Annotated in this window: 27 protein-coding genes and 1 pseudogene; 22 read left to right on the forward strand and 6 right to left on the reverse strand. The window is 59.9% G+C overall.

What is annotated here, in order from left to right; translation table 11 throughout:
- The first annotated feature begins 52 nt into the window (after positions 1-52).
- From pyrR to D3Z90_RS24780, 10 genes are all read left to right on the forward strand, one after another.
- On the forward strand, positions 53-571 hold the full coding sequence (pyrR, locus tag D3Z90_RS24735; protein ID WP_136478501.1) for a bifunctional pyr operon transcriptional regulator/uracil phosphoribosyltransferase PyrR: 519 nt from the start codon (positions 53-55) through the stop codon (positions 569-571).
- A gap of 12 nt (positions 572-583) precedes the next feature.
- A complete protein-coding gene (locus D3Z90_RS24740) occupies positions 584-1,588 on the forward strand; it encodes an aspartate carbamoyltransferase catalytic subunit (protein WP_038997542.1) in 1,005 nt (334 codons plus the stop codon).
- Positions 1,585-2,856, forward strand: coding sequence for a dihydroorotase (locus D3Z90_RS24745; protein WP_136478502.1), 1,272 nt, complete (start codon positions 1,585-1,587; stop codon positions 2,854-2,856). The genes D3Z90_RS24740 and D3Z90_RS24745 overlap by 4 nt, the downstream gene beginning before the upstream one ends.
- A gap of 164 nt (positions 2,857-3,020) precedes the next feature.
- A complete protein-coding gene (hslV, locus tag D3Z90_RS24750) occupies positions 3,021-3,551 on the forward strand; it encodes an ATP-dependent protease subunit HslV (RefSeq protein ID WP_136478503.1) in 531 nt (176 codons plus the stop codon).
- 77 nt (positions 3,552-3,628) lie between these two features.
- On the forward strand, positions 3,629-4,966 hold the full coding sequence (gene hslU / locus D3Z90_RS24755; RefSeq protein ID WP_136478504.1) for an ATP-dependent protease ATPase subunit HslU: 1,338 nt from the start codon (positions 3,629-3,631) through the stop codon (positions 4,964-4,966).
- 92 nt (positions 4,967-5,058) lie between these two features.
- Positions 5,059-5,436, forward strand: coding sequence for a gamma-butyrobetaine hydroxylase-like domain-containing protein (locus tag D3Z90_RS24760; protein WP_136478505.1), 378 nt, complete (start codon positions 5,059-5,061; stop codon positions 5,434-5,436).
- A gap of 348 nt (positions 5,437-5,784) precedes the next feature.
- Entirely contained in the window at positions 5,785-7,464 is a 1,680-nt protein-coding gene (gene phaC / locus D3Z90_RS24765) for a class II poly(R)-hydroxyalkanoic acid synthase (protein ID WP_136478506.1), read from the forward strand.
- A gap of 63 nt (positions 7,465-7,527) precedes the next feature.
- On the forward strand, positions 7,528-8,376 hold the full coding sequence (gene phaZ / locus D3Z90_RS24770; RefSeq protein WP_136478507.1) for a poly(3-hydroxyalkanoate) depolymerase: 849 nt from the start codon (positions 7,528-7,530) through the stop codon (positions 8,374-8,376).
- A gap of 104 nt (positions 8,377-8,480) precedes the next feature.
- On the forward strand, positions 8,481-10,163 hold the full coding sequence (gene phaC / locus D3Z90_RS24775; protein ID WP_136478508.1) for a class II poly(R)-hydroxyalkanoic acid synthase: 1,683 nt from the start codon (positions 8,481-8,483) through the stop codon (positions 10,161-10,163).
- A gap of 13 nt (positions 10,164-10,176) precedes the next feature.
- Positions 10,177-10,791, forward strand: a complete 615-nt coding sequence (locus tag D3Z90_RS24780; protein ID WP_136478509.1) for a TetR/AcrR family transcriptional regulator — start codon at positions 10,177-10,179, stop codon at positions 10,789-10,791.
- Positions 10,792-10,862: 71 nt separating this feature from the next.
- Here the strand turns inward: D3Z90_RS24780 and D3Z90_RS24785 are convergent, their stop codons facing one another.
- The 3 genes from D3Z90_RS24785 to D3Z90_RS24795 form a co-directional block, all read right to left on the reverse strand.
- The gene (locus D3Z90_RS24785) at positions 10,863-11,627 is read right to left on the reverse strand and encodes a phasin family protein (protein WP_136478510.1); all 765 of its coding nucleotides are present in this window, start codon (positions 11,625-11,627) and stop codon (positions 10,863-10,865) included.
- 10 nt (positions 11,628-11,637) lie between these two features.
- Complete coding sequence (locus tag D3Z90_RS24790; protein ID WP_136478511.1) at positions 11,638-12,057, reverse strand: phasin family protein; 420 nt, start codon at positions 12,055-12,057, stop codon at positions 11,638-11,640.
- 223 nt (positions 12,058-12,280) lie between these two features.
- On the reverse strand, positions 12,281-12,556 hold the full coding sequence (locus tag D3Z90_RS24795; RefSeq protein ID WP_136478512.1) for a polyhydroxyalkanoic acid system family protein: 276 nt from the start codon (positions 12,554-12,556) through the stop codon (positions 12,281-12,283).
- Between the two features lie 133 nt (positions 12,557-12,689).
- Between D3Z90_RS24795 and ubiE the strand changes: the two genes are divergently transcribed.
- The 12 genes and pseudogenes from ubiE to D3Z90_RS24850 all read left to right on the forward strand — a co-directional run bounded on the left by ubiE (position 12,690) and on the right by D3Z90_RS24850 (position 22,850).
- Entirely contained in the window at positions 12,690-13,460 is a 771-nt protein-coding gene (ubiE, locus tag D3Z90_RS24800; RefSeq protein ID WP_136478513.1) for a bifunctional demethylmenaquinone methyltransferase/2-methoxy-6-polyprenyl-1,4-benzoquinol methylase UbiE, read from the forward strand.
- Positions 13,460-14,083, forward strand: coding sequence for an SCP2 domain-containing protein (locus D3Z90_RS24805; protein WP_136478514.1), 624 nt, complete (start codon positions 13,460-13,462; stop codon positions 14,081-14,083). Before ubiE ends, D3Z90_RS24805 begins: the two co-directional genes overlap by 1 nt.
- Positions 14,080-15,687, forward strand: coding sequence for a ubiquinone biosynthesis regulatory protein kinase UbiB (gene ubiB, locus D3Z90_RS24810; protein WP_136478515.1), 1,608 nt, complete (start codon positions 14,080-14,082; stop codon positions 15,685-15,687). The genes D3Z90_RS24805 and ubiB overlap by 4 nt, the downstream gene beginning before the upstream one ends.
- A 74-nt stretch (positions 15,688-15,761) precedes the next feature.
- Positions 15,762-16,154, forward strand: a complete 393-nt coding sequence (gene hisI / locus D3Z90_RS24815) for a phosphoribosyl-AMP cyclohydrolase (RefSeq protein ID WP_136478516.1) — start codon at positions 15,762-15,764, stop codon at positions 16,152-16,154.
- A 1-nt stretch (position 16,155) separates the two neighbouring features.
- Positions 16,156-16,491, forward strand: a complete 336-nt coding sequence (locus D3Z90_RS24820) for a phosphoribosyl-ATP diphosphatase (RefSeq protein WP_136478517.1) — start codon at positions 16,156-16,158, stop codon at positions 16,489-16,491.
- A 25-nt stretch (positions 16,492-16,516) separates the two neighbouring features.
- Positions 16,517-16,786 carry a twin-arginine translocase TatA/TatE family subunit gene (locus D3Z90_RS24825; RefSeq protein WP_136478518.1) on the forward strand — a complete coding sequence of 90 codons (270 nt, stop codon included), beginning with the start codon at positions 16,517-16,519 and terminating at the stop codon, positions 16,784-16,786.
- A gap of 3 nt (positions 16,787-16,789) precedes the next feature.
- Positions 16,790-17,170 (forward strand): Sec-independent protein translocase protein TatB, encoded by a 381-nt coding sequence (tatB, locus tag D3Z90_RS24830; RefSeq protein WP_136478519.1) that lies wholly within the window; start codon positions 16,790-16,792, stop codon positions 17,168-17,170.
- Positions 17,167-17,958 (forward strand): twin-arginine translocase subunit TatC, encoded by a 792-nt coding sequence (gene tatC / locus D3Z90_RS24835; protein ID WP_136478520.1) that lies wholly within the window; start codon positions 17,167-17,169, stop codon positions 17,956-17,958. The genes tatB and tatC overlap by 4 nt, the downstream gene beginning before the upstream one ends.
- Positions 17,955-18,662, forward strand: a complete 708-nt coding sequence (locus tag D3Z90_RS24840) for a 16S rRNA (uracil(1498)-N(3))-methyltransferase (protein WP_136478521.1) — start codon at positions 17,955-17,957, stop codon at positions 18,660-18,662. Before tatC ends, D3Z90_RS24840 begins: the two co-directional genes overlap by 4 nt.
- Before the next feature lie 79 nt (positions 18,663-18,741).
- Positions 18,742-19,803 (forward strand): annotated as a pseudogene (locus D3Z90_RS27490) (methyl-accepting chemotaxis protein); the annotation flags it as partial.
- A 141-nt stretch (positions 19,804-19,944) separates the two neighbouring features.
- Positions 19,945-20,658 (forward strand): methyl-accepting chemotaxis protein, encoded by a 714-nt coding sequence (locus D3Z90_RS27495; RefSeq protein ID WP_371922338.1) that lies wholly within the window; start codon positions 19,945-19,947, stop codon positions 20,656-20,658.
- A gap of 239 nt (positions 20,659-20,897) precedes the next feature.
- Positions 20,898-22,850 (forward strand): methyl-accepting chemotaxis protein, encoded by a 1,953-nt coding sequence (locus D3Z90_RS24850; protein WP_136478523.1) that lies wholly within the window; start codon positions 20,898-20,900, stop codon positions 22,848-22,850.
- 127 nt (positions 22,851-22,977) lie between these two features.
- Here D3Z90_RS24850 and D3Z90_RS24855 read toward each other — a convergent pair whose 3' ends face one another.
- The 3 genes from D3Z90_RS24855 to D3Z90_RS24865 all read right to left on the reverse strand — a co-directional run bounded on the left by D3Z90_RS24855 (position 22,978) and on the right by D3Z90_RS24865 (position 25,549).
- Positions 22,978-23,712 (reverse strand): amino acid ABC transporter ATP-binding protein, encoded by a 735-nt coding sequence (locus D3Z90_RS24855; protein WP_136478524.1) that lies wholly within the window; start codon positions 23,710-23,712, stop codon positions 22,978-22,980.
- Complete coding sequence (locus D3Z90_RS24860; protein WP_136478525.1) at positions 23,705-24,667, reverse strand: amino acid ABC transporter permease; 963 nt, start codon at positions 24,665-24,667, stop codon at positions 23,705-23,707. Before D3Z90_RS24860 ends, D3Z90_RS24855 begins: the two co-directional genes overlap by 8 nt.
- A gap of 78 nt (positions 24,668-24,745) precedes the next feature.
- A complete protein-coding gene (locus tag D3Z90_RS24865; protein ID WP_136478526.1) occupies positions 24,746-25,549 on the reverse strand; it encodes a transporter substrate-binding domain-containing protein in 804 nt (267 codons plus the stop codon).
- Between the last annotated feature and the right edge of the window lie 167 nt (positions 25,550-25,716).

The following is a 25,716-nucleotide window of genomic DNA, read 5'->3' on the forward strand; positions in this document are numbered from 1 at the left end:
ATCGGATTCAAGCCGGGTCAGCGTTGCGCCCCCGGCCTCTTGAGGAGCAAGCATGAGCCTACCCAATCCCGCCGAACTGATCCGGCAGATGGCTGTCGACCTTCGTGCCCATCTGGCCCGTCGCAACATTACCGAGCCACGCTTTATCGGCATCCGCACCGGGGGCATCTGGGTTGCCCAGGCCCTGCTCGAAGAACTGGGCAGCGACGCCGCTCTCGGCACTCTAGATGTATCTTTCTATCGCGATGACTTCAGCCAGAACGGCTTGCACCCACAAGTGCGCCCTTCGGACCTACCCTTCGAGATCGAAGGCCAGCACCTGATCCTGGTGGACGACGTGCTGATGAGCGGTCGCACTATCCGCGCCGCCCTCAATGAATTGTTCGATTATGGCCGTCCGGCCAGCGTCACTCTGGTCTGCCTGCTTGACCTGGATGCCGGCGAATTGCCGATCCGCCCGAATGTGGTCGGTGCAACCCTGTCGTTGGCTGCCCACGAACGGGTAAAATTGACCGGACCCGCGCCGCTCGCTCTCGAGCGCCAGGACCTCGCTTCCGCTTCCGCCCTTTAAGAGTCCCTCGCGATGACGCCAATCGACGCCAAGCGCCCGCTGCAGCTCAATGATCAGGGCCAGCTGCGCCACTTTCTCTCGCTCGACGGTTTGCCCCGCGAACTGCTGACCGAAATCCTCGACACCGCCGACTCGTTCCTCGAAGTTGGCGCCAGGGCCGTTAAAAAGGTTCCGTTGCTTCGCGGCAAGACCGTCTGCAACGTGTTCTTCGAGAACTCCACCCGAACCCGTACCACCTTCGAACTGGCTGCCCAGCGGCTGTCGGCAGACGTCATCACCCTGAATGTGTCGACCTCTTCGACCAGCAAAGGTGAAACCCTGTTCGATACCCTGCGCAATCTTGAAGCCATGGCAGCCGACATGTTCGTGGTACGCCACGGCGACTCCGGCGCTGCGCACTTCATTGCCGAACATGTTTGCCCGGAAGTGGCGATCATCAACGGTGGTGACGGTCGTCACGCCCACCCGACCCAGGGCATGCTCGACATGCTCACCATTCGTCGCCATAAAGGCGGCTTCGAGAACCTTTCAGTAGCGATTGTCGGCGACATCCTGCATTCGCGCGTTGCCCGCTCGAACATGCTCGCACTGAAAACCCTGGGTTGCCCGGACATTCGCGTGATCGGCCCGAAAACCCTGCTGCCAATCGGTATCGAGCAGTATGGCGTAAAGGTCTACACCGACCTCGAACAGGGCCTGAAGGACGTCGACGTGGTAATCATGTTGCGCCTGCAGCGTGAACGCATGGCCGGTGGCCTATTGCCTAGCGAAGGCGAGTTCTACCGCCTGTTCGGCCTGACCACAGCACGCCTGGCCGGGGCCAAGCCTGACGCCATCGTCATGCACCCTGGGCCGATCAACCGAGGCGTGGAGATCGAATCAGCGGTTGCCGACGGTGCCCATTCGGTCATCCTCAATCAGGTCACCTACGGGATCGCAGTACGCATGGCGGTATTGTCCATGGCCATGAGCGGGCAGACTGCCCAACGTCAATTCGAGCAGGAGAACGCCCAGTGACTCTCAGCATTCTCGGCGCCCGCGTCATCGACCCCCTGAGCGGCCTGGACCAGACCACCGACCTGCACATTGATGCCGGCAAAATCATCGCCATTGGCGCCGCACCCGCTGGCTTTACCCCGGCGCGCAGTGTCGACGCCCAGGGTTTGATCGCCGCCCCCGGCCTGGTAGACCTCAACGTTGCCCTGCGTGAGCCGGGTTACAGCCGCAAAGGCAGCATCGCCAGCGAGACCCGTGCCGCCGCTGCCGGCGGTGTCACCAGCCTGTGCTGTCCACCGCAGACCAAACCTGTACTCGATACCTCGGCAGTCACCGAACTGATCCTCGACCGCGCCCGCGAAGCCGGACACAGCAAGGTTTACCCTATCGGCGCCCTGAGCAAGGGGCTGGAGGGCGAACAGTTGGCGGAGCTGGTCGCGTTGCGTGATGCCGGCTGTGTTGCCTTCGGCAACGGCCTCAATGCTTTTGCCAACAACCGTACCCTGGCCCGGGCCCTGGAGTACGCCGCAACCTTTGACCTGACGGTGATCTTTCACTCCCAGGATCGTGACCTGGCCCAAGGTGGCCTGGCACACGAAGGCGCAATGGCCAGTTTCCTCGGTTTGCCGGGCATTCCGGAGACCGCCGAAACCGTAGCCCTGGCGCGCAACCTGCTGCTGGTCGAGCAAACCGGCGTGCGTGCGCACTTCAGCCAATTGACCAGTGCTCGCGGTGCACGCCTGATCGCCCAGGCTCAGGAGTTGGGACTGCCGGTGACCGCTGACGTGGCCCTGTACCAGCTGATCCTCACCGATGAAGCGCTGCGCGATTTCTCCAGCCTGTATCACGTGCAGCCACCACTGCGCACCCAGGCCGACCGCGATGGCCTGCGTGAAGCGGTGAAGTCCGGCGTAATCCAGGCGATATCCAGCCATCACCAACCCCACGAACGCGATGCCAAGCTCGCGCCATTCGGCGCCACCGAGCCGGGTATCAGCAGCGTCGAGTTGTTGCTGCCACTGGCGATGACCCTGGTGGAAGACGGCTTGCTCGATCTGCCAACTTTGTTGCAGCGTTTGTCAGCTGGACCGGCGGCGGCCCTGCGCCTACCTGCCGGCAAGCTGCAGGTAGGCAGCGCTGCGGATCTGGTGTTGTTCGATGCCAACGCTTCGACGCTTGCAGGCGAACAGTGGCGCTCCAAGGGCGATAACTGCCCGTTCATCGGCCACTGCCTGCCGGGTGCGGTGCGTTATACCTTGGTCGATGGGCATATCAGCCACGAAGCCTGATCATCGCGAGGCAAGGCCGTCCCCACAGGTTCTGTACCGCTGCTGTGGGAGCGGCCTTGCCCCGCGACAAGCGTTACCACTCATCCTTCAAGGTTGAAATCCTTCCCTGCACCCCCATATGAGTCTGCATCGGCATTTTCGCCCCGCTGCGTGGAGACTCTCCCTTGACCACCATCGTTTCAGTTCGCCGCCACGGCAAAGTCGTCATGGGCGGCGACGGCCAGGTTTCTCTCGGCAACACCGTGATGAAAGGCAACGCCAAAAAGGTCCGTCGTCTTTACCACGGTCAGGTCATCGCCGGTTTCGCCGGTGCCACAGCCGACGCATTCACCCTCTTCGAACGCTTTGAAGGCCAGCTGGAAAAGCACCAGGGCCATTTGATCCGTGCCGCCGTCGAGCTGGCCAAGGAATGGCGTACCGACCGTTCCCTGAGCCGCCTGGAAGCCATGCTGGCCGTAGCCAACAAGGATGCCTCACTGATCATCACCGGTAACGGTGACGTGGTCGAACCCGAAGACGGCCTGATCGCCATGGGTTCCGGCGGCGGCTACGCCCAGGCCGCAGCCAAGGCATTGCTGCAGAAAACCGATCTATCGGCCCGTGAAATCACCGAAGCCGCCTTGAACATTGCCGGTGACATCTGTGTGTTCACCAACCACAACCTGACTATCGAGGAGCAGGACCTGGCCGAGTAAATCAGCTGTTCTGGCGCCCGGCCCCGGTGGCCGGGCTTTTCCACGCTGATTTATCGAGTCCCAGGACCATCAATACTATGTCCATGACCCCCCGCGAGATCGTCCACGAACTCAACCGCCACATCATTGGCCAGGACGACGCCAAGCGCGCTGTCGCCATTGCCCTGCGTAACCGCTGGCGGCGCATGCAGCTCCCTGCCGAGCTGCGTGTGGAAGTAACACCGAAGAACATCCTGATGATCGGCCCGACCGGCGTCGGCAAGACTGAAATCGCCCGACGCCTGGCCAAGCTGGCCAATGCACCGTTCATCAAAGTCGAAGCGACCAAATTCACCGAAGTCGGCTATGTCGGCCGTGACGTCGAATCGATCATCCGTGATCTGGCCGACGCCGCGATCAAGATGCTGCGCGAGCAGGAAATCATCCGCGTTGGCCACCGTGCCGAAGACGCTGCCGAAGAGCGCATTCTCGACGCCCTGCTGCCACCGGCACGCACCGGCTTCAACGAAGACCAGACCACCAGCCAGGACTCCAACACCCGCCAGCTGTTCCGCAAGCGCCTGCGCGAAGGTCAGTTGGATGACAAGGAAATCGAGATCGAAGTGGCCGAAGCCATGGGCGTCGATATTTCCGCGCCACCGGGCATGGAAGAGATGACCAACCAGCTGCAAAACCTGTTTGCCAACATGGGCAAGGGTAAGCGCAAGAGCCGCAAGCTCAAGGTCAAGGAAGCGCTCAAGCTGGTACGCGACGAAGAAGCCGGCCGCCTGGTCAATGAAGACGAGCTCAAGGCCAAGGCCCTGGAAGCGGTCGAGCAGCACGGCATCGTGTTCATCGACGAAATCGACAAAGTGGCCAAGCGCGGTAACGTCGGCGGCGCCGACGTCTCCCGCGAAGGTGTACAGCGCGACTTGCTGCCGCTGATCGAAGGCTGCACGGTGAATACCAAGCTGGGCATGGTCAAGACCGACCATATCCTGTTCATCGCCTCCGGTGCGTTCCACCTCAGCAAGCCAAGCGATCTGGTGCCTGAGCTGCAAGGCCGCCTGCCAATCCGCGTCGAACTCAAGGCCCTGAGCCCGGAAGACTTCGAGCGTATCCTCAGCGAACCGCATGCCTCGCTGACCGAGCAATATCGCGAATTGCTGAAAACCGAAGGCCTGAACATCGAGTTCGCGCCCGAGGGCATCAAGCGCCTGGCTGAAATCGCCTGGCAGGTTAACGAGAAGACCGAGAACATCGGTGCCCGCCGCCTGCATACCCTGCTTGAGCGTCTGCTCGAAGAGGTGTCCTTCAGCGCCGGGGATCTGGCCAGCGCCCACAGCGAAGCACCGATCCGCATCGACGCCGAATACGTCAACAGCCACCTCGGTGAACTGGCACAGAACGAAGACCTGTCGCGCTACATCCTGTAACGCAGCGGCAAGCTACAAGTTGCGAGCTGCAAGCTGGACATCGGTGTCTTGCAGCTTGTAGCTTGCAGCGCATAGCCCAAGAGTCTTCAACCATGTCCAGAATGCCAACCGCCATCAACCTGCACAAAGCCTCGAAAACCCTGACGCTGACGTACGGGCCAAACGAGGTGTATCACCTGCCCGCCGAATTCTTGCGCGTGCACTCTCCTTCCGCCGAGGTCCAGGGCCACGGCAATCCTATCCTCCAGTACGGCAAGATCAACGTCGGCCTCAGCAGTCTCGAACCTGCCGGCCAGTACGCGTTGAAACTGACCTTCGACGACGGCCACGACAGTGGTCTGTTTACCTGGGAATACCTGGAACAGTTGTGTCTGCGTCAGCAGGAACTGTGGGAGGACTATCTCGGTGAGCTGGAAAAAGCCGGGAAATCTCGCGACCCTTCCGAGTCCGTCGTAAAGCTGATGCTCTAACTCGGGCATTACAGGGTTTAGAGCGCATTTTCTAATTCTATTTGCTTGAATGCCTGCTCAACGGTCAAGGAATGGCCGTCTTGCGCATCACTCGAAAGTCGGGTAACCAATGGATCTGGCAAGTTCCCTGCATCGCTATGCAGCAGGGTCTGGCCGGTATGTAGAGGTCGCGAGCGAAAGCAGGCAGTCTTCTCAAGCAGAAATAACCCGCATGGCTCATCGTCGTTTGCATCCGGCCGCAGGACCGCAGTTCGTTATCACTGGTCACCCGAGCAGCAGTACCGGACACACGTCTGTGTAACGCCCACAGCAGGCCGGTACTCGTCTCAGGACAACGGAGCGTCGTAGATGAGTAACAAAAACAACGATGACCTGCAGCGCCAAGCCTCGGAAAACACACTGGGCCTGAACCCTGTGATTGGCTTGCGTCGAAAGGATTTGCTGACATCTGCTCGAATGGTGCTGGGCCAGGCCATTCGCCAGCCGCTGCATAGCGCCAAGCATGTGGCGCATTTCGGCTTGGAACTGAAAAATGTGATTTTCGGCAAATCGGCACTGCGACCGGAAAGCGACGACCGTCGCTTCAATGATCCAGCCTGGAGCCAAAATCCCCTGTATCGCCGCTACCTGCAAACCTACCTTGCCTGGCGTAAAGAACTGCACGACTGGATCGACACCAGCAACCTGTCGGAGCAGGACATCAGTCGCGGTCATTTCGTCATCAACCTGATGACCGAGGCCATGGCACCCAGCAACACCGCCGCCAACCCTGCGGCAGTCAAACGTTTCTTCGAAACCGGCGGTAAAAGTCTGCTCGACGGTCTGTCGAACCTGGCCAAGGACATGGTTCACAACGGGGGCATGCCTAGCCAGGTGAACATGGAAGCCTTCGAGGTCGGCAAGAGCCTGGGCAACAGCGAAGGCTCGGTGGTGTTTCGCAACGACGTACTGGAACTGATCCAGTACCAGCCAATCACCGAACAGGTGCACGCCCGCCCACTGCTGGTGGTGCCACCGCAAATCAACAAGTTCTATGTCTTCGACCTTAGCCCGGAGAAGAGCCTGGCGCGCTTCTGCCTGCGCTCCAGCATGCAGACGTTCATTGTCAGTTGGCGCAATCCGACCAAGGCCCAGCGTGAATGGGGGCTGTCGACCTACATCGACGCTCTCAAGGAGGCCGTCGACGCTGTCCTGGCGATTACTGGCAGCAAGGATGTGAACATGCTCGGGGCATGCTCGGGCGGTATCACCTGCACGGCACTGCTGGGCCACTATGCGGCCTTGGGCGAAAAAAAGGTCAATGCGCTTACTCTGCTGGTGAGCGTGCTCGACACCACCCTCGATACCCAGGTTGCCCTGTTCGTCGACGAGCAGACCCTCGAATCCGCCAAGCGCCAGTCCTATCAGGCAGGCGTACTCGAAGGCAGCGACATGGCCAAAGTGTTCGCCTGGATGCGGCCTAACGATCTGATCTGGAACTATTGGGTGAACAACTACCTGCTGGGCAATGAGCCGCCGGTGTTCGACATTCTGTTCTGGAACAATGACACCACCCGTTTGCCGGCTGCCTTCCACGGCGACCTGATCGAAATGTTCAAAAGTAATCCACTGACCCGTGCCGATGCACTGGAAGTGTGCGGAACACCGATCAACCTGAAAAACGTCACCACCGATATCTATTGTCTGGCCGGCACCACTGACCACATTACCCCGTGGCAGTCGTGCTACCGCTCGGCCCAGCTGTTTGGTGGCAATGTCGAGTTTGTGCTGTCCAACAGTGGACACATCCAGAGCATCCTCAACCCACCGGGCAATCCCAAGGCACGCTTCATGACCAGTAGCGAGATGCCGCAGGACGCCAACCACTGGCAGGAAAACGCAACCAAGCACACCGACTCCTGGTGGTTGCACTGGCAGAGTTGGCTAACCACTCGCGCCGGCGATCTGAAGAAGGCACCCACGCGCTTGGGCAACAAAACCTATGCCGCCGCCGAGGCGGCACCGGGCACCTACGTACACGAGCGTTGATTGCAACAATCGCCGTGGTTCACTGATGAGCCACGGTGTTTTATCCAACACGGGGCTCCGCGCATGCCGCAACCGTACATTTTCAGGACCGTCGACATTGATGGCCAGTCCATCCGCACCGCGGTTCGACCCGGCAAGCCGCACCTGACGCCGCTGCTGATCTTCAATGGCATTGGCGCCAACCTGGAGTTGGTCTTCCCCTTTATCCAGGCACTGGATCCGGACCTGGAGGTGATTGCCTTCGACGTGCCCGGTGTGGGTGGTTCATCCACACCCAAGCGTCCTTACCGCTTTCCCTCGCTGGCCAAGCTGACCGCGCGCATGCTCGATTACCTGGACTATGGCCAGGTCAATGCCATCGGCGTTTCCTGGGGTGGCGCGCTGGCCCAGCAATTCGCCCACGATTATCCCGAACGTTGCAAAAAACTCGTCCTGGCGGCCACCGCTGCCGGTGCATTCATGGTTCCGGGCAAGCCTAAGGTGCTCATGCTGATGGCTAGCCCTCGGCGCTATGTGCAACCGTCCCACGTCATTCGTATTGCTCCGCAGATCTATGGCGGCGCTTTTCGCCGCGACCCCAGCCTTGCCGCCGCCCATGCCGCAAAAGTACGTTCTTCGGGCAAGCTCGGCTACTACTGGCAACTGTTCGCCGGGCTCGGCTGGACCAGCATTCACTGGCTGCACAAAATCCGACAACCGACCCTGGTACTTGCCGGCGACGATGACCCATTGATTCCACTGATCAATATGCGCCTGCTGGCCTGGCGTATTCCCAATGCCCAGCTACACATAATCGACGACGGTCATTTGTTTCTGATCACCCGGGCAGAAGCGGTTGCCCCGATCATCATGAAATTTCTCCAGCAAGAGCGCCAACGCGCCGTCATGCACCCTCGCCCTGCACCCGGTTGATTCCTGGCCCTGGCTCGCGCCTGCGCCCGGATGTCCACCAGGAGATTGGTGTCACTCTTGCATTGAACTGTTTTGTTGATGGCCTGACGACGGAGTGTTGCCTGATGAAAGACAAGCCCGCGAAGGGGTCAGTACCGGTCCCCGCCTCGTACATGAACGTGCAGAACGCGATCACCGGCATGCGCGGTCGCGACCTGTTCTCGACCCTGCGCAATGTCAGCCGCCACAGCCTGCGCCACCCGCTGCATACCGCCAGGCACATGCTCGCCCTGGGCAATCAGTTGGGGCGGGTTCTGCTCGGCGACACCCTGCACCAGCCCAACCCACGCGACAACCGCTTCAAGGACCCGGCCTGGAATCACAATCCTTTTTATAGCCGTGGCTTGCAGGCTTACCTCGCCTGGCAGAAGCAGACCCGGCAATGGATCGACGAAAGCCAACTGGACGCCGATGATCGCGCCCGTGCGCACTTCCTTTTTGCGCAGCTCAACGATGCGTTGTCACCAAGCAACTCGTTGCTCAACCCTGCAGCAGTCAAAGAGCTGTTCAACTCGGGTGGCCTGAGCCTGTTGAGAGGACTGAACCATCTGGTTGACGACTTGCGCCACAACGACGGGCTGCCACGCCAGGTCAACACCGAGGCATTCGAGGTGGGTCAAAACCTGGCTACCACCCCGGGAGCGGTGGTTTTTCGCAACGAGCTGCTGGAGTTGATCCAGTACAAGCCCATGAGTGAAAAACAGTACGCTCGACCGTTGCTGATCGTGCCGCCGCAAATCAACAAGTTCTACATCTTCGATTTGAGCCCGACCAACAGCTTTGTCCAGTACGCACTCAAAAACGGCCTGCAAACTTTCATTGTCAGTTGGCGCAACCCCGATGCCCGTCATCGTGAATGGGGCCTGTCGAGTTACGTCGAAGCCTTGGAAGAGGCCATGAATGTCTGCCGCAGCATCACCGGCAGCCGCGACGTGAATTTGCTCGGTGCCTGTGCTGGAGGTCTGACCATCGCCGCCCTGCAAGGTCACCTGCAGGCCAAGCGTCAAATGCGCAGGGTCAGCAGCGCCACTTATCTGGTCAGCCTGCTCGACAGCGAGATCGACAGCCCCGCTGGCCTGTTCGCCGACGAGCAGACCCTGGAAGCGGCCAAGCGCCGCTCCTATCAGCAGGGCGTACTCGATGGTCGGGAAATATCCAGAGTCTTCGCCTGGATGCGTCCCAACGACTTGATCTGGAATTACTTCGTCAACAACTACCTGCTGGGCAAGGCGCCTCCAGCCTTCGACATTCTCTACTGGAACAATGACAACACCCGTTTGCCCGCTGCCTTGCATGGTGACCTGCTGGACTTCTTCAAGCACAACCCGCTGGTTCACCCCGCAGGTCTCGAGGTTTGCGGCACCCCCATCAACCTGCAGAAGGTCAACGTCGACAGCTTCAGTGTGGCCGGAAGCAACGACCACATAACACCGTGGGATGCGGTGTACCGCTCGACCTTACTGCTGGGCGGCGACAAGCGCTTCATTCTTGCCAACAGCGGCCATGTGCAGAGCATCCTCAACCCGCCCGGCAACCCCAAGGCGCACTACATCGACAACCCGCATCTGAGCAGCGACCCACGGGCCTGGTACTACGATGCCAAGCAAGTGGACGGCAGCTGGTGGCCGCAGTGGCTGGAGTGGATCCAGGCGCGATCGGGTGCCCAGCGCGAAACGCTGATGACGCTGGGCGACCAGAACTACCCTCCCATGGACCCCGCACCCGGCACTTACGTGCAGGCGCGCTGAGCAAGTAGAACGGATGAAAACCCGCGACCGAATTCTCGAGTGTGCCCTGCAGTTGTTTAATCAGCAGGGCGAACCGAATGTCTCAACCCTGGAAATCGCCAATGAAATGGGGATCAGCCCAGGCAACCTGTATTACCACTTCCACGGCAAGGAACCCCTGGTGCTGGGTTTGTTCGAGCGATTCGAAGACGAACTGACCCCGCTACTGGACCCACCCCTTGAAGTGCGCCTGGACGCCGAGGACTACTGGCTGTTCCTGCATTTGATCGTCGAGCGCATGGCTCAGTACCGGTTTTTGTTCCAGGACTTGTCGAACCTGACAGGACGCCTGCCAAAGCTTGCGCGGGGTATGCGCAACCTGCTCAATGCCCTCAAACGTACCCTGGCAGCGCTGCTAGCCAGCCTCAAGGCTCAGGGTCAGGTCATCAGTGATACACGGGCGCTGGGTCAGTTGGTGGAGCAGATAACCATGACCCTGCTGTTTTCCCTGGACTACCAGCGGGTGCTGGCGCGCGAGGGTGAGGTCGGTGTGGTGGTCTATCAGGTGATGATGCTGGTGGCGCCGCACCTGGACACCGGCTCCAGGCATGCAGCCGAGCAAATCGCCCTGAGGTATCTGGACGGCTGAAAGCATCGCGGGGAAAATCGCATCGTCACACCAGCGGTGCGGCGACTCGACTTGCCCCGCGAGCAGGCCTATCAGGACTGACTGGTAGGACTTACCGCTGCCGAAGGTGCCGGCGTGGGCGCCGCTGCAGTTGTCACTGGCGCAGCGGTTGATGCGGGAGCCGCGCTGGCTGCAGGTGCTGCCGGCTTGGCTGCTGCTGGTTTGGCCGGCGCTTTTTTCACCGCTGGCTTTTTCGCCGCGGCAGGCTTGGCGGCTGCTGGCTTGGCGGCTGCTTTTGCAGCGGGTTTGGCCGCTGCGGTTTTTGTCGCAGGTTTGGCAGCAGGCTTGGCCGCTGCAGTTTTCGCCGCAGGTTTAGCTGCCGCTTTCGGTGCTGCCTTGGCCAGTGGCTTGGCGGCGGCCTTGGTCGCGGCGGGTTTGCTCGAAGCCGGCTTGACCGAAGCACCGGTCAGTTTTTCGATTTGCTTGGTCAAGGTATCCACTTGCTGATGCAGCGCCTTGACCTCATTGCGGCTCGGCACGCCCAGGCGCGAGATTGCGCTGTTCAGACGCTTGTCGAAAGCCTCTTCGAGCTCGCTCCACTTACCCAGGGCGCGGTCTTTGACATCACCCACACGAGAAGTGGCGGACTTGGCCGAAGCTTTGGCCGCATCAACTGAACCCTTGGCCTGCTTCTCTGCCTTCTCACCATCCTTGACCAGCGACTCGAACAGTTTGTTGCCGTCCTGGTCGATCTTGGAGTAGATACCCAATCCAGCCAGCCAGATCTTGCGGGAGTACTTCTCGATCCCGCCGACCCAGGAGCTGCTTTCTTTATCGCTATTCTTCTTGCCAGCCATCCCGCTCTCCTTATGGTTTACGTGCGACACGTTCAAGCAATGCCGTCAGCTCATCGAGCTTGGCAGAGAGTGCCTCCACGTCATGTTTAGACGGAATGCCGATGCGATTCAAGGCGCTGGCGACCCGTGTGTCGAAAGCCTTTTCGATTTTATCGAGTTGGACTTCGACTTTGCCCTTCACGCTAGTGATCTCACCCTTGACCGAATCGATCTGGGTATTGGCTGCATCGAGCTCGTGGTCGATACGCTTTTTGCCACGCTTCTCTACACTCTCGCCGGCCTTGACCAGTTCTTTCAGGTAGTCGGCGCCTTCCTGACCGACCCGGGCGTAGGCCCCAAGGCCTGCCAGCCAAATCTTGCGGGCATAGCCGCGCACCTCACCCAATGAGTTCTGGGTGTCTTCTTTTTTCTTCAGGATAACTTTTGCCATGCTCTGCACCTCACGCTCGAAAAGATATGGAGGAACTGCCCATGGAAGTTGGGCTTGAGCACAAGGTAGGGAGAAAAATTAGAATTCACACCCTAATGGGGTGGAGCGGCAAGCTTTCAGTTTCAAGCGGCAAGAGGGGCGGCGCCTGTTGCAACGTGGTTGGCATGTGAGAATTCACAGCCAACCACCCGCGGTCTGCAGCTTGCAGCGCCCTCTTGAGCCGCTAGGCGAGGGCTTTGTCCAGAGCCCGTTCGATTTCACTTTTGATGGTGCTGCTCATCATCGACAGCATCATGCCCAGCTTCAGTTCAACCCTGATGGTGTCTTCACCGATCTGTACGCTGCCATTGGCACCGCTGCGCTTGACCTCGACCCGGTCGCCATTCCAGCGGGCAGTGAGGTCATACTCGCGAGCCAGCTTGTCGACCAGGCCTTGGGCCTTCTCCCGAGCCGCTTCGCGGCCCAGGCTGTGTTTGCGCTCAACGCTGATCTGAGTCATTTATTCAATCCTGGGTTCAGAGGCATACTTCTATTCTTTTATTATGCCTGCGCCCCGACCTGCGACACACCCCGCCAAGACAAATCCGACCGTACGCCCTAGAATGGCCAGTAATTTTTTCCGGTGAAGCGATATGAACGATCAGCGCAAAGGCGACAACGCCGAACCCACCACTCATTTCGGTTACCAGAACGTGCCGGAAAGCCAGAAAGCGGAGAAAGTCGCTGAGGTTTTCCATTCGGTAGCAGCCAAGTACGACTTGATGAACGATGTGCTTTCCGGCGGCATGCACCGCCTGTGGAAGCGGTTCACTATCGAGCTGTCTGGTGTGCGCAGCGGTAACCGGGTACTGGATATCGCCGGCGGCACCGGTGATCTGGCAGCCAAGTTCTCACAATTGGTCGGCCCGACCGGCCAGGTAGTTCTGGCCGACATCAACGAGTCGATGCTCAAGGTCGGTCGCGACCGCCTGCTCGACCGTGGTGTCGCCGGCAACATCGAATTTGTCCAGGCCGACGCTGAAAAGCTGCCGTTCCCTGACAATCATTTCGACTGCGTCACCATCGCCTTCGGCCTGCGCAACGTCACCCACAAGGAAGATGCCATCCGCTCGATGCTGCGGGTGCTCAAACCGGGTGGACGCCTGTTGGTACTGGAGTTCTCCAAGCCGACCAGCAAGCTGATGTCCAAGGTCTACGATGCCTACTCGTTCGCCTTCATGCCACTGGCCGGCAAACTGATCACCAACGACTCGGAAAGCTACCGTTACCTGGCCGAATCGATCCGCATGCACCCTGATCAGGAAACCCTCAAGGCGATGATGGTCGAGGCCGGTTTCGACCGCGTGACCTACCACAACATGACCAGTGGCATCGTCGCCCTGCACCGCGGCATCAAGCCCTGATGCTCCTGGCCGGCCTTCTCGCCAGCGTCGAACACGGTCTTAACCGTGTTTTGCGCCTGGATAGCACAGCATTGCCGCGCCTGCGTCCACTAGATGGCAAGGTGATCGCCATCGACTGCCGCCAACCTGCACTGCAACTGTTCATTCTACCCAGCGACGAAGGCCTGATGCTTGCCGCACACTGGGCCAATGAAGCCGACTGCACCCTGCGTGCGCCGGCCAGTAGCCTGGTGCGCCTGGCCCTGAGCCAGGACAAGAGCGCCATACTGCATAGTCCTCAGGTCGAGCTTGAAGGTGATAGCGCGGTGCTGCTGGACCTGGTCGCCGTTCTCCAGGACCTGGAGCTGGACTGGGAGTATGAAGTCTCCCGCTGGCTCGGGCCGGTGGCCACCCAATTACTCAGTGGCCATTTGCGCAGCCGCGCCAACTGGACACGCCAAGGCTTGGCTGCACTCAACCAGAATCTTTCCGAGTACCTCGCCGAAGAGGCGCGGACACTGGTTGGCCAACGCGAAGCCGAAGCCCGCTTCAGCGAACTCGACACGCTAAAAGTCGACATCGAACGCCTCGAGGCGCGTATTGAGCGCCTTGCCCGATCCCTTCATACCAGCGATAACGCATGAAGCTGCTTGCCGTCCGCCGTCTGTTGCGCATCCAGAGCGTGGTCATCCGCTACCGTCTCGACGATCTGCTGTTCGAACTGCCGCTGCCTTGGTGGCTGATGGCCCTGCGGCACGTCATGCCGTGGCGCTGGTTGCCGCGCAAAACCCTCGACCTCAGCCGTGGCGCTCGACTGCGCCTGGCCTTGCAGGACCTGGGCCCGATTTTCATCAAGTTCGGCCAACTGCTTTCAACCCGCCGCGACCTGCTGCCGGAAGATATCGCCGATGAGCTGATGCTGCTGCAAGACCGCGTTCCATCCTTCGATCCTCAAAAAGCCGTGGCCCTGATCGAAGAGCAGCTCGGCGCTAAAATCAGCGACGTGTTCAGCCGCTTCGACGTTGAGCCACTGGCTTCAGCCTCGGTGGCACAAGTTCACGCGGCCAAGCTCAAGAGTGGTGAAGAGGTCGTGGTCAAGGTGGTGCGCCCCGGTCTCAAGCCGATCATCGCCCAGGACCTGGCCTGGTTGTTCCTGATCGCCCGTGGCGCAGAGCGGGTATCGGCCGACGCCCGTCTGCTGCACCCGGTGGAAGTGGTCAACGATTACGAAAAGACCATCTACGACGAACTCGACCTGTTGCGCGAAGCGGCCAATGCTAGCCAGCTCAAGCGCAACTTCGAAGGTTCCGAAATGATGTATGTGCCCCAGGTCTACTGGGACTGGTGCCGCCCCAAGGTGCTGGTGATGGAGCGTATCTACGGCATCCAGGTCACCGACCTCGCGACCCTGGCCGACCAGCGCACCGACATGAAAATGCTGGCGGAACGCGGCGTGGAGATCTTCTTCACCCAGGTGTTCCGTGACAGCTTCTTCCATGCCGATATGCACCCAGGCAACATTTTCGTCAGCACCGTCAAACCGTGGAGCCCGCAATATATTGCCATCGACTGCGGCATTGTCGGCAGCCTCACGCCCGAGGACCAGGACTACCTGGCGCGCAACCTGTTTGCCTTCTTCAAGCGTGACTACCGCCGCGTGGCCCAACTGCACATCGATTCGGGCTGGGTCCCGGCGCACACCAAGCTCAACGAATTCGAGGCGGCGATCCGCACGGTCTGCGAGCCGATCTTCGAAAAACCGTTAAAAGATATTTCGTTCGGCCAAGTGCTGATGCGCCTGTTCCAGACCGCGCGGCGCTTCAACATGGAAGTGCAGCCACAGCTGGTGTTGCTGCAGAAAACCCTGCTGAATATCGAGGGCCTGGGTCGCCAGCTTTATCCCGAACTGGACTTGTGGAGCACCGCCCAACCGTTCCTGGAACGCTGGATGCGCGAACGCGTCAGCCCCAAAACGCTGCTGCAAAACCTGCACGGCCAGGTCGAACAGATCCCGCACCTGGCCGGCATGACCCGCGACTTGCTTGAGCGCATGTCCCAGCCGCACCTTTCCGATCCGCCAGCGCCCTGGCAACAAAAAAGCGATCACTGGGCCTTGCGCCTTCTCGGCGCCGGCCTGCTTGGCGGTGGCGCGACATTGGCAGCCGGAGCCGTCAGCCTCAGCGCCCCCGCTGCGTGGCCTGCCTGGTTGATGCTGGCCGCTGGCCTTTACCTGATCGTACGTCGATAGCCAGCAGGCCCGCCGACTGGCAAACTAGCGCAAGGGGTCGGCAGAGGATCGGGCCTCTCGCTTTGGAGTCGTACATGAAAGACTGGCTGGACGAGATCAACTGGAACAGCGATGGCTTGGTACCGGCTATCGCCCAGGACCACAAGACCGGGCGCGTGCTGATGATGGCCTGGATGAATCGCGAGTCGCTTGCCCTGACCGCCGCCGAGCAGCGGGCCATCTACTGGTCCCGCTCGCGTGGCAAACTGTGGCGCAAGGGCGAAGAATCCGGCCACGTGCAAAAATTGCATGAAATGCGCCTGGACTGCGACGCCGACGTGATCATTCTGATGGTCGAGCAATTGGGGCATATCGCCTGCCATACCGGTCGCGAGAGCTGCTTCTACCGTGTCTTCGAGCAGGGTGAGTGGAAAATTGTCGATCCGGTCCTTAAAGATCCCCATGCCATCTACAACGCAGGACACTGACATGAGCGACACCCTGACCCGCCTGGCCGAAGTGCTGGAAGCGCGCAAAGGCGCCGAGCCGGACAGCTCCTACGTGGCAAGCCTCTACCACAAGGGCCTGAACAAGATTCTGGAAAAGCTCGGCGAAGAGTCGATCGAAACCATCATCGCTGCCAAGGACGCCGCCCATAGCGGTGATTACAGCGATGTCATCTACGAAACTGCCGATCTGTGGTTTCATAGCCTGGTGATGCTCGCTCAACTGGGCCAACACCCGCAGGCAGTGCTGGATGAGCTGGACCGTCGTTTTGGTCTGTCCGGGCACGCCGAGAAGGCAGCGCGACAGCCGTCGGTCTAACTGAATTATTTCGAGGGATTGCACCATGGGTATTTTTGACTGGAAACACTGGATCGTCCTGCTGGTCGTCGTGGTACTGGTGTTCGGTACCAAAAAACTGAAAAACTTCGGCAGTGACCTGGGCGAATCGATCAAAGGCTTCAAGAAAGCCATGAACGAAGAAGAGACCAAGCCTGAAGAACAGCCTCAAGCGCCGGTACAACCTGTCCAGCCGCAAGCCACTTCACCGTTGAGCCAGCCGCAGACTATCGACGGCCAGGCGCACAAGGTCGAAGAGCCCATCAGGAAAGATTGATCAATGTTCGGGATCAGCTTCAGCGAACTGCTGCTCGTAGGCCTTGTGGCCCTGCTGGTGCTCGGCCCTGAGCGCTTGCCGGGTGCCGCGCGCACGGCCGGGCTGTGGATTGGCCGCCTCAAACGCAGTTTCAATTCCATCAAACAGGAAGTGGAGCGTGAAATCGGTGCCGACGATATTCGTCGCCAGTTGCACAACGAGCACATCCTCTCCATGGAGCAGGAAGCGCGCAAGATCCTCAACCCGCAGAGCGTAAAGCCTGAGCCACCGGCCACGCCGGTTGCCAGCAGCGAAGTCGCCGCAACGCCGGCTGCAGCGCCTACCGAGGCCGCCCCGACTGCCGCGGCCACTACCGAACCGACACAGCCACCGCGAGCCCCATGAGCGATATTCCGGAAAACGACCAGCCAATGCCCCTGGTTTCGCACCTCACCGAGCTGCGTACACGTCTGCTGCGCTGCGTCGCGGCCATCTTCCTGATCTTCGCCGGGCTGTTTTCCTTCGCACAGCAGATCTACACCCTGGTCTCCGCCCCGCTGCGCGAGCACTTGCCGGCCAACGCGACGATGATTGCCACCGATGTGGCCTCGCCGTTCCTGACGCCGTTCAAGCTGACCATGATCGTCTCGCTGTTCCTGGCCATTCCGTTGATCCTCCAGCAAATCTGGGGGTTTATTGCGCCGGGCCTGTACCGCCACGAAAAACGCATCGCAATCCCGCTGCTGATCTCCAGCATAATTCTGTTCTACGCCGGAATGGCCTTTGCCTACTTCCTGGTGTTCCCGCTGATCTTCGGTTTCTTCGCCAGCGCCACCCCGGAAGGGGTGTCGATGATGACCGACATTGCCAGCTATCTAGACTTCGTAATGACCCTGTTCTTCGCCTTCGGCGTGGCCTTCGAGATCCCGGTAGCGGTGGTGCTGCTGGTGTGGATCGGCGTGGTCGATGTGAAGTACCTGAAGAAAATTCGCCCCTACGTGATCATCGGCTGCTTCGTGGTCGGAATGATCCTTACGCCACCGGATATCTTCTCGCAGACGCTACTGGCCGTGCCCATGTGGCTGCTGTTCGAAATCGGCGTGCTGTTCGGCGGTCTGATCCGCAAACGCAGCGAGCATCCCGATAACGCCGCTGACGATCATAACGACCAGCCACCAGCGACCCAGCCGTGAACCTGCTGTTACTCGAAGAAGCCGATTTTATTGCGGCCGATCGCGTCGTCCTGGCTGATCGGCGCTTTACCCACATGCAGGAAATTCACCGCGTAGCGGTAGGTGACAGCCTGCGCGTCGGACGTATCGGCGGCCTGATGGGTGAAGCCCGAGTGGAGCGCCTGGAAGGCCACCAGGCCGAACTTTCAGTCAGCTTCGACCGCCAACCACCCGCCAAGCTTCCGTTGACTCTGGTGCTGGCCCTGCCACGCCCAAAGATGCTGCGCCGCGTGTTCCAGACCGTTGCCACCATGGGTGTGCCAACGCTGATTCTGGTTAACAGCTACCGGGTCGAAAAGAGCTTCTGGCAGACGCCGTTTCTCGAGCCCGAGGCCATCCGCGAACAACTGATCCTTGGCCTGGAGCAAACCCGCGACACCATCCTGCCCGAAGTGGTCATCGAGAAGCGCTTCAAGCCGTTCGTCGAAGACCGACTGCCCGCCATTGCCCAAGGCACACTTGGCCTGGTCGGCCACCCAGGACCTTTCCCTCCCTGCCCCCGCGGGCTAGACCAACCGGTGACGCTAGCCATTGGTCCTGAGGGCGGATGGATTCCCTACGAAATCGACCTGCTGGGCAAGGCCGGGCTTTCCCCGGTGCAGCTTGGCGAACGCATCCTGCGGGTAGAGACGGCCGTTACTGCCCTGCTCGCTCGTCTGTTCTGACTTCAGTTTTGCGATCTGGCGCCGATGCATAGGCACTAGAACAACCAATCGCCTCTGCCGATCGCAATGGAGTCCTGCCATGTACCGTTGGTTAGCCCAGCACCTGGGTAACGTTAGCGTCAATCGAAAGCTCGGTATCGGCTTTGGCCTGGTGCTGCTGCTGACCTTGAGCATTACCCTGACAGGCTGGCAAGGCCTGAACGGTATCACCCAGCGCGGCGATACCCTTGGCAGCATCTCCCAGGTCCTGCAGGCGACCCTCGAACTGCGCATAGCTCGGCAGAACCTTCAGATCAAGGGCGATGACAGCGCAGCGCAGAACCTCAACAATGCGCTGGCCAACCTTGACCGCCAACTGCAACAGGTCGAGCAGCGCATTGTTCTGACGCAAAACAAACAGCGTATCGAGCAGCAGAAAGAAGCCGTTCGCCAGTACCGACTCGGGCTGGATGCTTCCGAGAAAGCGACCCGCCAGCGTGAGGCCAGCCGTGCCGTACTGGGCAGCAGCGCCGACGAGGCTGCAGGCCTGACCACTCAGGTTGAACAGCAACTGCTCACGGGCAGCGACCTGAACCTGTTCAATAGCGTGGTCGGGGCCAGCAAACTGCTGCAGCAAGCCCGCTTCCAGGTGCGCGGCTACACCTACAGTGGCAAGCCTGAGTTCCAGCAATCTGCCCTCGAAGCCATCGACCAGGCGATCTCGCAACTCACCACCCTCGCCGATGTGCTGCCCGCCAACTACACCAGCAACCTCAATCAGGCGGCACGTGCCCTGGGCAACTACCGCGCAGCGGTGATCGAGTTCGGCACCGCGCAGGCGGCCTTTGAACTGGCCGCCCAGCAGATGTCGGTACAAGGTCAGGTCCTGATCGATCAAAGCCTGCAACTGACCACCACCTTGACCCAACTACGCGACGATGAATCGCAGCATGCCAAGTCAATGCTCTCCCTGGCCACGGTGCTGGCTTTGCTGCTCGGCGTGCTGGCTGCCTGGGCCATCACCCGACAGATCACCCTCCCTCTGCGGCAAACCCTCAACGCCGCCGACCGCGTCGCCAGCGGCGATCTGCGCCAGGATCTGATTGTCGAGCGCCGTGACGAGCTTGGCCAACTGCAACGCAGCATGCAGCGCATGACTGTCAGTCTGCGCGAGTTGATCGGTGGTATTGGCGATGGTGTCACCCAGATCGCCAGCGCCGCTGAAGAGCTGTCGGCGGTAACCGAGCAGACCAGTGCCGGGGTTAACAACCAAAAGGTCGAGACCGATCAGGTCGCTACCGCCATGAACGAAATGGCCGCCACCGTCCAGGAAGTTGCGCGCAATGCCGAAGAAGCGTCCGAGGCAGCGCTGGTAGCCGACCAGCAGGCCCGTGAGGGTGATCGGGTGGTCGCCGAAGCCATTGCCCAGATCGAACGCCTGGCCAGCGAAATGAATCACTCCAGCGATGCCATGGGCAAGCTCCAGAGCGAAAGTGACAAGATTGGCAGCGTGCTGGATGTGATCAAGTCCGTTGCCCAGCAGACCAACCTGCTGGCGCTCAACGCGGCGATCGAAGCGGCCCGTGCTGGCGAAGCCGGCCGCGGCTTCGCCGTGGTCGCCGATGAAGTGCGCAGCCTGGCGCAACGCACCCAGCAGTCGACCGAAGAAATCGAAGCGCTGATCGCCGGTTTGCAAAGTGGCACTCAGCAGGTGGCGAGCACCATGGATGCCAGCCGCAACCTGACCGATAGCAGTGTCGAGCTGACACGGCGCGCCGGTTCCTCATTGGAGACCATCACGCGTACCGTATCCTCGATCCAGGCAATGAACCAGCAGATCGCCGCAGCAGCCGAGCAACAGAGTGCTGTAGCTGAAGAGATCAACCGCAGCGTCATGAACGTGCGCGATGTGTCAGACCAGACCTCCGCCGCCAGCGAAGAAACTGCAGCCTCCAGCGTCGAACTGGCGCGTCTGGGCACCCACCTGCAAGGCTTGGTTGGCAAATTCCAGCTCTAAGATAAACAACCTGTGCTGCCCTTCGCGGCAGCACAGGTTCAGTATCAGCAGACACCATGCCTGCATACCCTTGGGCAACCTTCCTGCCCTTCCCAAACTCAGCCCTATTTCCTAGCTACTGAGTCGAACTTTCCTACACGTTTTGCAGGTCCAGCTCGCCCATTTCCCGCCGATGAGCAAGGTGCGGTGCCCTGATCCACGTCCGGGCGCTTGTCATTTTCCAACTGCGGGAGACACCCATGTTCGGACCTGTGAATCGGATGCTAGGCAACATGAGCGTCAGGCTGAAGCTGACCCTGGCCTTCGCCTTGGTACTGCTACTGACACTATTGATAACATTCAGCGGCTGGCGCGCAATGGAGGACGCCATCGATCGCTCGCAGAAGCTAGTTGAAATTGCCCGACTCAATGATATTGGCAAGGACCTGCGGGCCGAACGTATCACTTTTCGAGTGCTTAACGACTTGCAGAGCAAGACGCAGGTCGAGCAGTCGCTGCGGTCATTACAGGAGCTACTCACGGCGATGCAGAATCGCTTTGAAAGCGCTGAAAATCGGCAGATGATCGCCAGCAAACTGCAGATCGTGCAGCGTTTCTCCCAAGGTTTCGAGCAGTTGCAGCAAGCGGTTGCCCTTCGCCAGGATCGGCAACAAGCCATGCAGGGCACGGAACAGCGCCTGGGCGAGTTAATCGACAGGCTGCAGGACCAAGTCCTGGAAACAATGCGTAGCGAAGACCAGCAAAGCACCCAGGACCGGGTACTGAATCTGGTCGAAACGCTTTCCCGACACATCGAAGCGGTCAATCAGCAAAGCCTGGTACCCGCCTACACCTTTGACCCGCTGGAAGGCTTTTCCAGTGTCGGTCAGGTCGCCGTCGAAGCTGCCGGCAAGACGCTCGACCAACTGACACCCTTGGCACAAGCAAATGGCGTTCAAGCTGAGATTTTGGCTGGCACTCGCTCGGCCCTTGGCCAGTATCAAGATAACCTGGAGCAATATCGCCGCGCCGCCATCGCAGTGGAGACCGTGCAGGTTACTCTGGAGCAGTTGGGTATCGAGCTTCGCAATGCCAGCCGTCAACTGAGTGACAAGCAGATAGAACAACGTGATAACGAAGCTGCCCAGGCGCATACGGCATTGATCAGCCAAGCTGCCCTGGCCCTGCTGATCGGGTGCCTGGCGGCCTGGGTGATTACCCTGCAAATCACTACACCGCTCAAAAACACCCTGGCACTGGCTGAGCGTATCGCCAAAGGTGACCTACACCTGGCCGAAAGAGTGCAGCGGCGCGATGAAATGGGCCAACTGCAAAACAGCATGCAGGCCATGACCGTGAGCCTGCGTGAACTGATCGGAGGTATCGACGTAGGCATCACCCAGCTGTCCAGCGCCGTCGAACAACTTTCAGCAGTAAGTGAGCAGACCAAGGTCAGAGTCGTGCAGCAACGAGACGAAACCGATCAGGTCGCCACCGCCATGAACCAGATGAGCGCCACGGTGCACGAGGTGGCCCGCAATGCCGAGCAAGCCTCCCAGGCAGCGACGGCCGCAGATCAACAAGCGCAGTTGGGCGATCAGGTAGTGGGTGAAGCGGTAGTGCAAATCGAGCAGTTGGCTGAGCAGATGGACAACTCGATCAGCGCCATGCACCAGCTGGCGGGCGAAAGTCAGCGGATCGGCAGCATTCTTGACGTGATCAAATCGGTTTCCGAACAGACCAACCTGCTGGCCTTGAACGCTGCCATCGAGGCAGCGCGCGCCGGAGAAGCGGGCCGCGGCTTTGCCGTGGTCGCTGACGAGGTTCGTGGACTGGCCCAACGAACCCAGCAATCAACCGAAGAAATCGAACAACTGATCGGCAGCCTGCATGAAGGTACTGATCAGGTCACCCGCCTGCTCGACAGCAGCAAAAGTCTGACTCACGATAGCGTCGAGCTGAGTCGCAAGGCCGGCGACGCCCTAAGCCAGATTACTCAGACGGTGTCGAGCATTCAGGGGATGAACCAGCAGATAGCCACCGCCAGTGAGGAGCAAAGTGCGGTAGCCGAAGAGATCAACCGCAGCGTGATAAACGTCAGGGAAGTGTCAGACCAGACCAGCGCTGCCAGCGAAGAGACCGCGGCGTCGAGTCTTGAACTGGCGCGGCTGGGGCGTCAGCTTCAAACGCTGGTAGGACGGTTCAGCCTGTAGTGCGTGTTCTTGCGGGAGCGCAGCTGGACTATGTGTTGCTTGTTCACCAGCGCCTTGCGCCCGATCGCGGGCCAAGCCCGCTCCTACCGGGGATAGGAGCAGCTTGGCCGGCGAAGAATCTGACGGGCTAGAGCACCTGGCGCAGGAACGCCTGGGCGCGCAGGTCTTTGGGGGCGGTGAAGAACTGCTCGGGTGGCGAGTCTTCCAGCAGTTTGCCGTGGTCGAAGAACAGCACCCGATCCGCCACTTCCCGGGCAAAGCCCATCTCGTGGGTAACGCAGACCATGGTCATGCCTTCGAGCGCCAACGTCTTCATGACATCCAGCACCTCACCGACCATTTCCGGGTCAAGCGCCGAGGTTGGCTCATCGAACAACATCACCTTGGGCTCCATCGCCAGCGCACGGGCAATCGCTACCCGTTGCTGCTGACCACCCGACAAGCGCGAGGGGTATTCATTGGCTTTCTGACTGATCCCCACCTTCTCCAGCAACGCTCGAGCTTTTGCCTCACGCTCCGCCTTGCCACGCTTGCGCACCACTTTCTGCGCCAGGCACAGGTTTTCCAGCACCGTCATGTGCGGGAACAGGTTGAAGTGCTGGAACACCATGCCGACTTCGCGCCGGTAGGCGTTGACGTCGGTCTTCGGGTCAGCCAGTTGCAGCCCATCGATGGCCACGGTGCCTTCGTCAAACGACTCCAGGCCATTGAGGCAGCGCAGGAAGGTCGACTTCCCCGAGCCCGATGGGCCAAGTACAACCAGCACCTCGCCCTTGGCCACATTGGTGCTGACGTGATCGACCGCACGCACTACCTGGCCGCGCGTATCGAAGACTTTTACCAGATCTCGGACTTCAATCACTTTGCGCAAGCCTCCGCTCGAGCCGGCTGGCCATGTGCGACAGCGGCAGGTTGATCAACAGATACAAGCCAGCAACACAGAACCAGATCTCGAAGGTCGAGAACGAAGTCGTAATTGCTTCGCGCCCGCTCTTGGTCAGTTCGGTAATGGCGATCACCGACACTAGCGAGGTGTCCTTGACCAGGCTGATGAACTGCCCCGCCAGCGGTGGCAGCACGCGCTTGAACGCTTGCGGCAATACCACGTGACGCATCGACTGACCTGCACTCAAGCCCAGGGAGCGAGCCGCTTCGCCCTGCCCCTTGGCAATCGATTGCACGCCGGCGCGGACGATCTCGGCAACGTAGGCGCCGGTAAACAGCGCCAGTGCTGCAACCCCGGCGAATTCGCGCGACAGGTTGAGTACCGTGCCGATAAAGAAGTAGAAAATAAAGATCTGCACCAGCAGCGGTGTGCCGCGGACCAGCTCGACATAGACCGTCGACAAGTCCCGAAGCGTCGGGTTATTCGACAACCTGCAAAGACCGGCGAACAAGCCGATTATCAGCCCCATCACGCCCGAGGCGACCGAAATCCACACCGTGGTCCACAAGCCCCAGGCCAGTGGTCCTGCGGCCCAATGATGGGTTACGCCAATCAGGTCACCTTCCGAAACATCATCGCCGCGGGACAGTTGCACGCTGCCCTTCTCAACGTCGAAGACCTGCTCGGCGCCACTTTCATCGCGCACGGTAACGGTGGCCATATCGCCCTTGGTGACAATGGCTTCGATGGTGCCGTTCTCGGCGGCGCGTTGGGCTACTTCCGCCTGGTAGGCGAAATACTGTGGCACTCGGTTCCAACGCCATTCATAGGAAATCACTGACGTTGCGTAGTACAGGCTCGCCGCCAGCCCGATCAGGACCAGCGCTGTCAACCCATGCCAGGGCCACTGAGCTTTCTTGTGTTTGATCACTTAAGGGTACTTCCGTAAAAGCGAACGCGCAGGACCTGCCTGCGCGTCGGGTTTCAAACCAGGCTTGTGGCCTCGGCCTTATTCCATGTCCTTGAGCCAGGCGGTGTCCTTGAACCACTTGTCGTGGATTCGATCGTAGGTACCGTCGTGCTTGATCTGGTGCAGGAAGTTGTTGATGAAGTTCAGGCTGTCGTAGTCGCCTTTCTTCAGACCAAAGGCCAGGGGCTCGAAGGTGAACGGTTTGTCCAGGAATACCAGCTTGCCGGCGCCAGCCTTGTTCACGGCCACTACGTTGTAAGGCGCGTCATAGACGAATGCGTCAGCCTTGCCGTTGACGACGTCCATCACTGCTTCCTGCTCGTTGTCGTAACCGTGGTATTTGGCTTTGCCGATCAACTTCTTGGCGACCATCTCGCCGGTGGTGCCCAGTTTGGAAGTGAGCCGGTATTCTTCGTTGTTGAGGTCTTTGTATGACTTGACCTTCTCAGCCAGTTCCTTGCGAATCAGCAGGGTCTGGCCAACGACGATGAAGGGTTCGCTGAAGTTAAGCTTCAGGTTGCGTTCCTGGGTCAGGGTCATGCCACTGCTGATGATGTCGAATTTATCGGTCATCAGGGCCGGAATGATACCGTCGTAGGAAGTGGACACCATCTCCAGCTTGACGCCCATGGACTTGGCCATGGCCTTGAGGATATCGACTTCGAAGCCGACGATCTCACCGCGCTTGTTGGTCATCTGAAATGGCATGTAGGTGGGGTCCATGCCCGCACGCAGCGTGCCACGCTTGACTGCTTCATCAATGGCGCCGGCTGCCTGGGCAGCATTGACCGCCACCAGCGCGGTGACGCCAACCAGTAGCATCGACAGATATTTTTTAAACATCACCAGATCCCCCAGCAAGAAAGCTCGAATTTTATTTTTAGCGCGAACCGTCCTACAGACGGGTGCGAGATATTCGGGAGGGATGGTATCAGAAAAAGGCAGAAAGCTACCGCGGGGCAAGCCCACTCCCACAGGGGTTATCTGTGGCAGCGGGCCTGCCCCGCGAC

The organism is Pseudomonas sp. DG56-2 (assembly GCF_004803755.1).
In the GTDB taxonomy this organism is placed as follows: Bacteria; Pseudomonadota; Gammaproteobacteria; order Pseudomonadales; family Pseudomonadaceae; genus Aquipseudomonas; species Aquipseudomonas auratipiscis.